10 protein-coding genes are annotated in these 13,759 nt (G+C 37.4%); 8 read left to right on the top strand and 2 right to left on the bottom strand.

All coding sequences use genetic code 11. The features are described 5' to 3' along the window. Nucleotides 1-41: 41 nt before the first annotated feature. The 8 genes from LPB89_RS10820 to LPB89_RS10785 all read left to right on the top strand — a co-directional run bounded on the left by LPB89_RS10820 (nt 42) and on the right by LPB89_RS10785 (nt 11,798). Nucleotides 42-995 (top strand): Fic family protein, encoded by a 954-nt coding sequence (locus LPB89_RS10820; protein ID WP_230701762.1) that lies wholly within the window; start codon nt 42-44, stop codon nt 993-995. Nucleotides 996-1,095: 100 nt separating this feature from the next. Next, nucleotides 1,096-3,927 carry an excinuclease ABC subunit UvrA gene (gene uvrA, locus LPB89_RS10815; RefSeq protein WP_230701760.1) on the top strand — a complete coding sequence of 944 codons (2,832 nt, stop codon included), beginning with the start codon at nt 1,096-1,098 and terminating at the stop codon, nt 3,925-3,927. A gap of 46 nt (nt 3,928-3,973) precedes the next feature. After that, nucleotides 3,974-4,201 (top strand): addiction module protein, encoded by a 228-nt coding sequence (locus tag LPB89_RS10810; RefSeq protein WP_230701759.1) that lies wholly within the window; start codon nt 3,974-3,976, stop codon nt 4,199-4,201. A gap of 9 nt (nt 4,202-4,210) precedes the next feature. Continuing rightward, the gene (locus LPB89_RS10805; RefSeq protein WP_230701758.1) at nt 4,211-4,519 is read left to right on the top strand and encodes a type II toxin-antitoxin system RelE/ParE family toxin; all 309 of its coding nucleotides are present in this window, start codon (nt 4,211-4,213) and stop codon (nt 4,517-4,519) included. A gap of 324 nt (nt 4,520-4,843) precedes the next feature. Next, nucleotides 4,844-5,203 carry a cupin domain-containing protein gene (locus LPB89_RS10800; RefSeq protein WP_230701757.1) on the top strand — a complete coding sequence of 120 codons (360 nt, stop codon included), beginning with the start codon at nt 4,844-4,846 and terminating at the stop codon, nt 5,201-5,203. A gap of 214 nt (nt 5,204-5,417) precedes the next feature. Next, complete coding sequence (locus LPB89_RS10795; protein WP_127338810.1) at nt 5,418-6,146, top strand: TIGR00730 family Rossman fold protein; 729 nt, start codon at nt 5,418-5,420, stop codon at nt 6,144-6,146. A 269-nt stretch (nt 6,147-6,415) separates the two neighbouring features. After that, entirely contained in the window at nt 6,416-9,196 is a 2,781-nt protein-coding gene (locus tag LPB89_RS10790; RefSeq protein WP_230701755.1) for an aminopeptidase, read from the top strand. A 187-nt stretch (nt 9,197-9,383) separates the two neighbouring features. After that, nucleotides 9,384-11,798, top strand: a complete 2,415-nt coding sequence (locus tag LPB89_RS10785; RefSeq protein ID WP_230701754.1) for a thiamine pyrophosphate-dependent enzyme — start codon at nt 9,384-9,386, stop codon at nt 11,796-11,798. Between the two features lie 239 nt (nt 11,799-12,037). Here the strand turns inward: LPB89_RS10785 and kdsB are convergent, their stop codons facing one another. Continuing rightward, nucleotides 12,038-12,772 (bottom strand): 3-deoxy-manno-octulosonate cytidylyltransferase, encoded by a 735-nt coding sequence (gene kdsB, locus LPB89_RS10780; protein WP_230701753.1) that lies wholly within the window; start codon nt 12,770-12,772, stop codon nt 12,038-12,040. 112 nt (nt 12,773-12,884) lie between these two features. Beyond that, entirely contained in the window at nt 12,885-13,715 is an 831-nt protein-coding gene (gene ygiD, locus LPB89_RS10775; protein ID WP_230701751.1) for a 4,5-DOPA dioxygenase extradiol, read from the bottom strand. Between the last annotated feature and the right edge of the window lie 44 nt (nt 13,716-13,759).

Here is a 13,759-nt window from a genome sequence, read left to right as displayed (position 1 = left end):
AATTTGGAGTATCCGATAATAAGAAGTACCTTTGTGGGATTATGTGGAATATAGACCTAACATACAGAGAAGAATTTCAATCAACTTTTGAACGATTGTACCAAAAAAGGCAGGATTTGCAAACCAGCAGACCATTGCCCAATATCGCTTTGCATAAAATCCGCGAAAGCCTTTCGCTCGAATGGACCTACAATTCGAATAGCATAGAAGGAAATACCATGAGCCTGCGTGAAACACAAATGGTAATTCAGGAAGGCATCACCATAAAAGGAAAATCGTTACGGGAACATTTTGAAACCCATAACCACGATAAGGCCATTGATTATTTGTATACCATTGTCAATGACGATTACAAACTCAGAAGTATAGACATACTTTCCATTCATGGTTTAGTACTACGCTCTATCGAAGATGATTTTGCAGGACGTCTAAGAAATGGCGGTGTTCGTATTTCAGGAGCCAATTTTATGCCTCCGAATGCGAATAAAGTATCGGACTATCTTGACGAATTAATCGATTTTATAAATGCAAATCCACTGGGGCTTAATGATATAGAACTAGCTACTATTTATCATCACAAATTAGTCTGGATACATCCTTTTTTTGATGGAAATGGCCGTACAGTGCGTTTAAGCATGAATTTATTATTGATGCGCTGTGGGTTTCCGCCTGCTATTATTCTTAAAAATGACCGGAAAAAATATTATGAAGCGCTTAATCAGGCTAATAACGGCAATTATCAAAAGTTAATCCTTTTGATGTGTCAGGCCTTAGAACGTACGCTCAATATTTACCTGAATGCCATGCCTGATAGTGATACCAACTTTCAAAAAATATCAGATATTGTCAGTGAGCCGCAAGCTCATTATGGTCAGGAATATGTTAGTTTACTCGCCCGAACAGGCAAAATAGACGCTTACAAAGAAGGTCGAAACTGGTATACGACCAAAGAAGCCATCGAAGAATATATGCTTACCCGAAAAAGAAAACGCTAACTCAGGTTAGCGTTTTTTGTTACTAATTGTAACATAAAGTTTTGTAGTCTAGTACTAAAAGAACAAATCAAAGTGGTAACTTTGCGTTTTGCTCAAAATTATGTTAGAAAAAGACAATACTATTGAAGTTCTTGGTGCAAGAGTTCATAATCTAAAAAATATAGACATTTCTATTCCGCGTGAAAAACTGGTGGTGATTACCGGTTTATCGGGTTCGGGAAAATCTTCTTTGGCATTTGATACTATCTATGCCGAAGGACAACGCCGTTATGTGGAAACCTTTTCGGCTTATGCCAGACAGTTTCTTGGCGGCTTAGAGCGTCCGGATGTTGATAAAATTGACGGGCTTTCACCCGTAATTGCAATCGAACAAAAAACAACCAGTAAAAGTCCGCGTTCAACCGTTGGTACTATTACTGAAATATATGATTTCCTGCGACTTTTATATGCCCGTGGTGCTGATGCTTTCAGTTACAACACCGGCGAAAAAATGGTTTCGTATTCTGACGACCAGATTAAAGATTTGATTATTCAGGATTTTAGCGGAAAACGCATCAATATTCTTGCTCCGGTCATTAAAGCCCGAAAAGGACATTATGCCGAATTATTCCAGCAAATCACCAAACAGGGATTTTTGAAAGTGCGTGTAAACGGCGAAGTACAGGATTTAGTTTCAGGAATGAAATTAGACCGTTATAAAACCCATGATATCGAAATCGTAGTAGACCGAATGTTGATCGAAGATACTGCAGACAATCAGAAACGACTGGCTGAAAGCATTAATACTGCCATGCATCATGGTGAAAATGTGCTGATGATTTTAGATCAGGATACTAATGAAGTACGTTATTTCAGTAGAAATTTAATGTGTCCTTCCACTGGGATTTCCTACCAGAATCCGGAACCGAATTTATTTTCGTTCAATTCTCCAAAAGGAGCTTGTCCGCATTGTAACGGATTGGGAACCGTACACGAAATCAATGTCAAAAAGATTATACCGAATCCGAAATTATCCATTAAAAGTGGTGGATTTGCGCCTCTTGGTGAATATAAATCATCCTGGATTTTCAAACAGTTGGAAGTTATTGGCGAAAAATTTGGTTTCAAAATAACCGATGCGATCGAGAAAATTCCGGAAGAAGCCATGCAAATGATCCTTCACGGCGGAAAAGATAAATTTACGATCAATTCAAAAGACTTGGGTGTTACGCGCGATTATAAAATTGATTTTGAAGGAATTTCAAATTTCATTAAAAACCAATATGACGAAAGCGCTTCGACCACCATCAAACGCTGGGCAAAAGATTTCATGGACGAAGTAAACTGTCCGGTTTGCGAAGGTTCCCGTTTGAAAAAAGAAGCACAATTTTTCAGGGTTAACGGAAAAAATATCACCGAATTATGTGATATGGATATTTCTGATCTGACCGCCTGGTTTCAGGATCTAAACAATCATTTGTCTGACAAACAGCTTTTGATTGCTTCTGAAGTGGTGAAAGAAATCAAAGACCGTCTGAACTTTTTAATGAATGTTGGTCTGAATTACCTGGCCTTGAGCCGAAGTTCAAAATCGCTTTCGGGCGGTGAAGCACAGCGTATTCGCCTGGCCACGCAAATTGGTTCGCAATTAGTAGGAGTTTTATATATTCTCGATGAGCCAAGTATCGGTTTACACCAGAGAGACAACGAAAAACTAATACATTCGTTAGAGCAACTACGTGATATAGGGAACTCGGTTATTGTGGTGGAGCACGATAAAGACATGATTGAACGTGCCGATTACGTTATTGATATTGGTCCGAAAGCCGGAAAATATGGTGGAGAAATCATCAGTATCGGAACGCCTGCGGAAACTTTAAAATCGAATACAATTACCGCTCAATATCTGAATGGTAAAATGAAACTGGAGATTCCGAAAGAACGTCGTAAAGGGAATGGTAAATTTCTAAAACTAACCGGAGCAACGGGAAACAACCTTAAAAATGTTTCGATCGAATTGCCATTGGGGCAATTGATTTGCGTTACAGGAGTTTCAGGAAGCGGTAAATCGACTTTGATCAACGAGACGCTCTACCCTATTCTAAACGCTTATTATTTTAACGGTGTCAAAAAACCACAGCCCTATAAAAAAATAGAAGGCTTAGAACATATTGACAAAGTAATTGATATTGACCAAAGTCCGATTGGAAGAACACCACGTTCTAATCCGGCGACTTATACGGAGGTTTTTACCGAAATCAGAAACCTGTTTACGATGACTTCTGAAAGTATGATTCGCGGTTACAAAGCCGGACGTTTTAGTTTTAACGTGAAAGGCGGACGCTGCGAAACCTGTGAAGGTTCCGGTGTCAGAACAATTGAAATGAACTTTTTACCGGATGTTTACGTCGAATGTGAAACTTGTCAGGGGAAACGTTTTAACAGAGAAACTTTAGAAATCCGTTACAAGGGAAAATCTATTTCGGATGTATTGAATATGACGGTTGATGAAGCGGTTCCGTTTTTTGAAAACATTCCAAAGATTTACCGAAAAGTAAAAACGATTCAGGACGTTGGTTTAGGTTATATTACGCTTGGCCAGCAAAGCACAACGCTTTCGGGTGGTGAAGCACAGCGTATCAAACTCGCAGGAGAATTGTCCAAAAAAGATACCGGAAATACGTTTTATATTCTGGACGAACCTACTACAGGTTTACATTTCGAAGACATTCGTGTTTTAATGGACGTAATCAACAAACTGGTCGACAAAGGAAATACAATCCTGGTGATCGAACATAATATGGATGTCATTAAACTTGCCGACTACATTATTGATATTGGCCCTGAAGGCGGAAAAGGCGGCGGACAATTAATTGCCAAAGGAACCCCTGAGGAAGTGGCAAAAAATAAAAAAAGTTATACGGCTAAGTTTTTGAAAAAAGAGTTAATTTAGTATTCGTTAACAAAAATAGTTAAAATCATTTTATAAAAACGTCATTATGAATAGTTTAAATTTAAAAGTAGATTTAGATTTTAAAGAATTATTAAAGGTTGTAAAACAATTATCTCCTTCTGAAAAATTAAAACTCAATGATGAAATTTGGAAAGATGACATTGAAATTCCTGCAGAACATCAAAAAATAGTTTTAAGCCGAATTAAAAAAAGTAAGGCCTCACCAGAAAGAATGCTGGATTGGGATGAAGTTTCAGATTTGCCAATTCAATAATTTAAAATAATGTACAAAATTAAAATTGATCAGGAAGCATTAAATGATCTTCGTGAGATTGTTATTTGGTATAATAGTCAATTACAAAATTTAGGAATACGCTTTCATAAACAAGTTAAAACTCAAATTAATTCCTTAAAAACCCAACCCTACATTTACACGATTCGTTACAAAGATATTCGCTGTATGCTGGTTAAAAAATTTCCATTTATGATTCATTATTCAGTTAATGAAGAATTATATTTATTAGAAATCTATGCCATACTTCACACAAGCCGAAGTCCGGAAATTTGGAATACAAAAACAAAAAAACGATAAGAAAAATCAGATAAGTCATACAATCCAAAAGCTATTGTAGTAATTTAATTGTTATTGACCTGCAAAGGAATAATCTATATTATTGTAATGAATGTAATTCACTTATAAATCAACACCAAATTAATTTTGCAACAAGAATTTGGTTCTTGCATCCATTTTTTAACCCATTGATATTGAAACTCCAACCAAAACGAAACCTTTGAAAATGTTACAATTCAATTAATAAACCCGCATTTTTGTAACAATTCTCAAAAAAAGAATTAATTTAGTACGCCCATTTTGTCAACCTTATTTTGATTTTTGACAGGTACTAAAGCAAAATCTATGAATCTAAAAGAAAAATTAAATACCGTTGACCGCTATTTTTCTCCTAAAATAATTGATGAAGTAAACGATCAATATGTTAAGGTGGCGAAAATAAAAGGTCAGGAAGTGCCGTGGCATAATCACGAAAATGAAGATGAATTATTTTACATCATCGACGGTGAACTTTTGATGGAAATTGAAAACGAGCCCTCTTTCACGATGAAAAAAGGCGATTTATTCGTTGTAAAGAAAGGCGTTAATCACAGGGTTTCATCGGTTGAGGAATGTTCTATAATGCTGATTGAATCAAAAACCACAGAACATACCGGAAAAGTTAAAAGCAACATCACCAAGTCAATTGAAGAACAGACGTATTAATAGGAGTACTTCTTTTTATAAAACGATGTTTTAATTAAAGCCGAATGCCCTAGCCCTGATGGAAGCGACATCCTTTTGTGGCGGGGTTCGCCAAAAAAGATACAGCGGACAGCAGGAAATAGCTCCTCACTTTGAATACACTCAATGTGAAGGCCTGATTCAAAAATAAAGACACAACTTAAGAATAAAAATATAAATAATTAAAATACCTAAAATGAGATTAGAAGATTTTGATAATGATGAGGATAAAGTAATTCAGGACCGTTTGAAACAAAAAACGTGGAATGAAATCAGAACCAATGACAGCTGGGCGATTTTTAAAATCATGGCTGAGTTTGTAAACGGTTACGAAAGCATGGGACGTATTGGTCCGTGCGTATCAATTTTTGGATCTGCCAGAACAAAACCAGACGATAAATATTATTTACTGGCAGAGAAAATTGCCTATAAAATCAGTAAAGCAGGTTACGGAGTAATTACAGGCGGAGGGCCGGGAATTATGGAAGCCGGAAATAAAGGGGCGCATTTAGGAGGCGGAACTTCGGTTGGACTGAATATTGAATTGCCTTTTGAACAGCATTTTAACCCTTATATCGATCACGATAAAAACCTGAATTTCGATTATTTCTTTGTGAGAAAAGTAATGTTCGTGAAATATTCGCAGGGTTTTGTAGTGATGCCGGGAGGTTTTGGAACTTTAGACGAAATGTTTGAAGCCATTACTTTAATCCAGACGAAAAAGATTGGAAAATTCCCAATTATATTGGTGGGTGTTGAATTTTGGTCGGGATTGATCGAATGGGTAAAAACAGTTCTAGTAGAAAAAATGCACACGGTAAGTCCGGAAGATCTGAACCTATTTAAGATTGTAGACACTGAAGATGAAGTAGTTGAGGCTTTAGATAAATTCTATAAAAAATACGATTTAAGTCCGAATTTCTAAAAATTCTGAACCGTTTAAAAAATTTAAATTCATTTAATGTTGTAACGGTAAAAGTAAAATTTACATGAACTTAAACTTCTTAAATAGTTAAATTACATCAACATATTGCAAAAAATTAAAGCTGTTTTTTTTAACAGCTTTTTTTATACTATTTTTACAACAATCCATAACAATCAAAAGCTCGTAAATAAAGATATATTCCAAAACATAAGTATCAATTGAGATCATTTTATAAAATAATCTTCTTCCTCTTCGTTTTATTCAGTTCAATGAAACAATATGCGCAGCATCGCTCTAAAATAGAAGCTGCGGTAAATTTTGAATTGAAAACACTGAATGTAAAACAGGATCTTACCTATTACAACACTTCTAATGATTCTCTGGATTCGATTGTGCTGAATGACTGGAACAATGCCTTTTCAAACAAAAATACGCCGCTAGCCAGACGTTTTTCGGATGAGTTTTACCGGGGCTTTCATTTGGCCAGCACAGAAGAAAGGGGAAACACTACTATTCTGAATCTGACAGATTCTGATGACAGCGCCGTGGAATGGGAACGAACCGATAAGAATCCGGATTACATTGTTATAAAGTTAAAACAAAAGCTTGCACCCAATCAAAAAATCGAGCTGCACCTCACTTATGTTGCTAAGATTCCGAGTAATAAATTTACCAATTATGGTTTTGACCAAAATGGCGGAATGAATCTGAAAAACTGGTATTTAAGTCCTGCCCGTTTCGAAAATCACAGCTTTATAAAATACAATAATTTCAATCTTGATGACATTGCAAATGCCAGCACTGATTATGAAATCGCGATAAAAGTCCCAAATAGTTATTCGATTACGACGGATCTAAATACGGTTGCTACGGATCTGACCAATCCAGAGTCGGCGGTTTATTCTTTTTCTGGGAACAACAGAACTGATTTTAACTTATTTATTGAAAAACAAAATAGCTTCAAAAGCTATCAGAATGGCTCGATCGAAGTGCTTTCTAACCTGAAAAACAAAAAACTCAACGAGATAGAGAAGGCCATTATCATTAATAAGGTCGTTAATTTTGCCAGTGCTTTTATTGGAAAATATCCGCATGAAAAAATTACCGTTTCACAGGTTGATTACGATCGGAACCCTTTTTACGGACTAAATCAGTTGCCGTCTTTTATTAGTCCGTTTTCAGATGATTTTATATTTGAAATTACGTTTTTGAAAACCTATCTCAACAATTATTTGAAGAACAGCCTGCGCTTAGATCCCAGAAAAGACAACTGGATTTATGACGGGATTCAGATTTATACCATGATGAAATTCATGGAAGAAAACCATCTGGACCAGAAGATGCTCGGAAGCCTCTCCAACATGAAACTCTTTAAAAGTTACAACATTACCAATCTGACTTTTAACGAACAATACAGTTATTATTATATGCTGATGGCCAGAAAAAACCTGGATCAGCCTCTCGGAGATCCCAAAAACACCCTTATAAAATTTAACGAACAGATTGCCAGTAAGTACCGTGCAGGTTTGAGCCTGAGCTATTTAGCTGATTATTTAAACCATGATATTGTACCACAGAGTGTTCAGGAATTTTATGATTTAAATAAAACCCAACAAACGGACCGGTCTGATTTCGAAAACATACTAACCAAAAACAGTTCAAAGGACATCCGGTGGTTTTTCACCACCATTATTGGCTCCCGTGATATTATCGACTATAAATTTTCGAATGTTTCCAGAACCAAAGACAGCGTGCAATTTCAGGTACGAAACAAAACGGGTGTCTTTACGCCAATTCCTATTTATGGAATCAGAAAAAATGAAGTTGTTTTCAAGAAATGGATTGAGCCCAAAAACAATGATTCAATCTACGTTTTTGAACGAAAAAAAGCAGATAAGATAGTTTTGAATTATGACAATGAAGTCCCGGAATACAATTTGAGAAACAACTGGAAATCATTGAAAAGTCTGGTGATTACAAATCGTCCGATAAAATTTAATTTTACAAAAGATCTTGAGGATCCGTATTACAATCAGATCTTATACGTTCCCACACTTACTTATAATTATTATGACGGGCTGACTCCGGGAATACGTCTTCACAATAAAACGATATTAGACAAGCCCTTTACGTTTGACATTAATCCGGCCTATTCTATTAATGCCGGCACGATTTCCGGTTCTTCTGCCTTTTCTTTAAGTCATTTTTACCGCAACAGCACACTCTATAACGTTCGATACTCTATTAGTCAGAATTATTATCATTATGCGCCGGATGCGACATATTTCAGATTGAACCCGATGGTTCAGTTCAGGATTCGGGAAGAAAATTTCAGGGATAACAGAAAACAACTGTTCCTGCTGCGCCAGATAATCGTAAACCGGGAAGCCAGCAAATATATCACAGATAATTCGAAACCGAATTATTCTGTTTTTAATGCTCGTTACATGAATACGAAAACGGAATTGGTCGATCATTTTAATCTTATGACTGACGTTCAGTTTTCGGGTGAATTCGGAAAACTCGCAGGAGAAGTGGAATACAGAAGATTGTTTGAAAACAACAGAAGGCTAAATTTGAGATTGTATGCCGGAAGTTTCCTCTACAACAATACCAATTCAGACTATTTTAGTTTCGGATTAGACCGACCTTCCGATTATTTGTTCGATTATAATTTTTTGGGAAGATCGGAAAGCACGGGAATATTCAGTCAGCAATTTATCATGGCAGAAGGTGGTTTTAAATCTAAAATAGCACCGCGATATGCCAATCGATGGATGACAACGCTAAATGCCAGTTATTCGATCTGGAACTGGATTGAGGCTTACGGAGACGTGGGTCTTATGAAAAGCAAACAACAAACTGCTGATTTTGCGTATGATACCGGAATCCGGCTGAACCTGGTTCCGGATTACTTTGAACTCTATTTTCCGGTATACTCCAATAACGGCTGGGAAGTTTCCCAAAACAAATACAATGAAAAAATACGATTTGTGGTCACTTTTTCTCCTAAAACATTAGTCAATCTTTTTACCCGAAAGTGGTTGTAATTGAATAAATTTTAAACAAAAAGATAAATTATATTCACTTATATCACAAATAACCTGATTATTCAATAAAAAATATACGTATTTTTAGCAATTTACTTGTAGATAATTAAATTATATTTACTTTAATGAATTATGATTATTGATACTTTTTAAGTAATTTTGCCGCATAACATGACCATTCCAGATTATGATTAAAGAAAAAAACAATACTACATTGACTTTCGAAGATTTCAAAACTGAGGTACTAAACGACTACAAAATTGCTGTAACCAGCCGCGAATGTAGTCTATTAGGACGTAAAGAAGTATTGACAGGAAAGGCCAAATTTGGAATATTTGGTGACGGGAAAGAAGTGCCGCAGCTTGCTATGGCAAAAGCTTTTCAAAATGGGGATTTCCGTTCGGGATATTACCGCGATCAGACTTTCATGATGGCTATAGGAGAACTTACTCCAAAGCAGTTTTTTGCCGGTTTATACGGTCACACTGATTTAGATTTTGATCCGATGTCTGCCGGAAGACAAATGGGCGGTCACTTCGTAACACACAGTTTAAACGAAGACGGCTCCTGGAAAGACTTAACAAAACAAAAAAATTCAAGTGCAGATATATCTCCTACAGCCGGGCAAATGCCAAGGTTGTTAGGATTAGCGCAGGCTTCTAAAATTTACAGAAATGTTGACGGGATTACAATCAAAGACAAATTTTCTGTCAATGGAAACGAAGTTGCGTGGGGAACTATTGGAAACGCCAGTACTTCTGAAGGTTTATTTTTTGAAACCATAAATGCTGCCGGAGTTTTACAGGTTCCGATGGTCATGAGCGTCTGGGATGATGAATACGGAATTTCGGTTCACGCCAAACACCAGACTACCAAAGAAAACATCTCTGAAATCCTAAAAGGATACCAGCGTGATGAAGATTCAAAAGGCTACGAAATTTTCAGAGTGAAAGGCTGGGATTATGCCGAGTTGGTTTCAACTTACGAAAAAGCCGCAGCAATCGCACGTGAAGAGCACGTTCCGGTTTTAATCCACGTGAATGAATTGACACAGCCGCAGGGACATTCGACTTCAGGATCACACGAGCGTTACAAAAATGCCGAAAGACTGGGTTGGGAAAGAGATTACGACTGTATTCGTCAAATGCGATTATGGATGATCGCCATCAATATTGCATCACCGGAGGAATTGGCCGAAATTGATTTTGAAATCAAAAAAGAAGTTCTTGAAGCTAAAAAAGAGGCGTGGAATTCGTTTATCAATCCAATTATCGAAGACCAGAAAAACCTTTTGGTTTTATTGGAGCAGATTTCAGCTGCCAGCATCAATCATAAAGATAAAATCCAGAAATACATTTCTGAATTAAGTGCTATAAAATCGCCTTTGAAAAAGGAAATGCTTGTCATCTCCAGAAAAATACTGCGTTTTATTGAAGTTCCGAACAGCAAAGCTTTATTATCCGAATGGATTACCAATTATATCGCAGATACACAAGGAAAATTCAGCAGTAATTTGTATTCTGATTCCGCTCAAAATGTTTTTTCAGTAGAAAAAGTTCTTCCTGAATACGCAGAGAATGCCAAAGCAGATTTAGACGGAAGAATGATTCTTCGCGATAACTTCGATGCACTGTTTACGAAATATCCGGAAACTTTGATTTTTGGTGAAGATGTCGGAAACATTGGCGATGTTAATCAGGGACTTGAAGGGATGCAGGAAAAATACGGTGAACTCCGTGTTGCTGATGTGGGCATCAGGGAAGCTACTATTCTTGGACAGGGAATCGGAATGGCTTTAAGAGGTTTACGCCCTATTGCCGAGATTCAATACTTAGATTATTTACTATACGCCATTCAGATCATGAGTGATGATTTGGCTACCTTACAATACAGGACTGTTGGAAAACAAAAAGCCCCATTAATTATCAGAACCCGCGGACACCGTTTAGAAGGGATCTGGCATTCGGGTTCACCAATGGGAATGATTATCAATGCTATTCGCGGAATCCACGTTTTGGTTCCGAGAAATATGACACAGGCCGCCGGTTTCTATAACACCCTTTTGGAGTGTGACGAACCTGCCCTGGTCATTGAATGTCTGAACGGATATCGTTTAAAAGAAAAAACACCACTTAATTTTGGGGAGTTCAAAACGCCAATCGGAGTGGTGGAAACACTAAAAGAAGGTGCTGATATTACTTTGGTTTCTTACGGATCTACCTTACGACTAGTAGAACAGGCAGCAACCGAATTAGCAGAATTAGGAATTGATTGCGAAGTAATAGACATCCAGTCCTTACTTCCGTTTGATGTTAACCACGATATCGTAAAAAGTGTTGCCAAAACAAATCGTCTTTTGGTAATCGACGAAGATGTTCCAGGTGGAGCTTCAGCCTTTATTTTACAACAAATCCTGGAAGAACAGGATGCGTATAAATATCTGGACAGTAAACCGCAGACACTGGCTGCCAAAGCACACAGACCTGCTTACGGAACAGATGGAGATTATTTCTCTAAACCTTCTGCTGAAGATATTTTCGAGAAAGTGTACAACATGATGAATGAAGTTAATCCAACTAAATTTCCGAACTTGTATCAATAATTTAGTTTGATTTCGATATAAAAAAAGCTCCAGGATTGGAGCTTTTTTATGCTTTTACTATTAAATACTTTGCGGGGGCTTCGACTTCGCTCAGCCTGACATTCGACTTCGCTCGGCCTGATAGTTCGACTTTTTTCTGCCTCAATACTTTAACTTTGATCAGCATGACAGCTGTGAAACACAAAAAACATGGTATAAAAATCCGTATAAATCCGTGTAATCCGCGTACTATCTCATTCTTATATGTCTTTCAAAATAGCTCTTGCCTTCTCTAGATCCTCAGCGGTATCAATTCCAATTCCTACGTGGGTGGTTTCAACCATTTTGATTCGTTTTCCAAATTCCAGGTAACGAAGCTGCTCTAATTTTTCGGAAGCTTCCAGGGATTTCATCGGAAGGCTGTAAAAATCCAGCAGTGCCTGTTTTCTGAAAGCATAAATTCCGATATGCTGAAAATAACGCACGCCGGCATCTTTATCTCTCGGATACGGAATTACAGAACGTGAAAAATACAAAGCAAAGTTCGACTGATCGACCACCACTTTCACATTGTTCGGATTATTGATTTCTGCTTCATCCGTAATTTCACGCATCAGTGAAGCCAAATCTACTTTCTGATCCGGATCGTTCTTAAAAGCAGCCAAAACCTGTTCTAACGGGCCAGCTTCCGTGAATGGTTCATCACCCTGCACGTTCACGACGATATCAACGTCTAAATTGGCTATAGCTTCCGCAATACGGTCGCTTCCGGATTCGTGTTCTTTGATGCTCATGATCGCTTTGCCACCTTTAGCAACAATTTCATTAAAGATCAAATCAGAATCGGTTACTACAAAAACATCGTCAAATAATTTTGTGGCTACAGCAGCTTCATAAGTTCTTAAAATTACAGTCTTCCCTCCCAAATCCTGCATTAATTTCGCAGGAAAACGTGTGGATGCGTATCGTGCCGGAATTACAGCTATTATTTTCATTCTTACTATTTTTTATTTTTCTATTTTTCTCTGCGAATCTCTGTGGAATCTTTGTGCTGCTTTGCGTAATTATTCTTTCACAGAGATTCACAAAGATTTCACGAAGTTCTTTTTACATAATTTTTACGGAGGTCATGCTTAGGGAACCCGCCAGCAATTTATCATTAAACAAGCTTAATTCTTCCGATTCCTGCTTTAACCCTAAAGTATACAGCAAAGGCAAATAATGATCCGGAGTCGGGATCGCTGTCTGAACGGCTTTGTTCATTTTTTCGAAATTGATTAAAGGCTGAAAATTGCCATCCAATAAATAGTTATTAACGGTTTCCCGGGCTTCAATCGCCCAGTCAAAGCCATAATTGTCTTTGTCAAAATTCCTGAAATCTACCAATCGTAAATTGTGCACTATATTACCGCTGCCAATAATCAGAACGCCTTTGTGACGCAAGGATTGTAACTTTTGAGCCAGTTCAAAATGATATTGTCCGGATTTGGTATAATCAATACTCAGCTGAATCACCGGAACATTCGCTTCCGGGTATAAATGTTTGATGACACTCCATGCCCCATGGTCTAAACCCCAGTGTTCATCTAAATCCACAGGAACAGGTTCCAGTATTTTTTTTGTTTCCTGCGCCAGTTCCGGACTTCCTTTTGCCGGATACTGAACATCAAAAAGTGCCTGTGGAAAACCTCCGAAATCATGAATTGTTCTTGGCATCTGCATGGCGGTCACTTTGGTTCCGTTGGTAAACCAGTGTGCCGAAATACACAAAATAGCATTGGGCTGCGGTAATGTTTTCGCCAGATTACGAAAACCGGCTACAAACTGATTTTCTTCAATGGCATTCATTGGGCTGCCGTGCCCCAAAAACAAAACCGGCATTTTTTCGGTATTCGAAAACGTCGATGAAATCGAATGTAAATCGTTTAGTGTTGTCAAAATAAGTGAAATTTAGATAAAAAACGATTTATTAACTATCCTCT

The sequence above is a fragment of the Flavobacterium sp. ENC genome, assembly GCF_020991415.1.
Taxonomy (GTDB): domain Bacteria; phylum Bacteroidota; class Bacteroidia; order Flavobacteriales; family Flavobacteriaceae; genus Flavobacterium.
The sequence above is the reverse complement of the archived record's forward strand: the minus strand, read 5'-3'. Positions and strand labels throughout refer to the sequence as shown.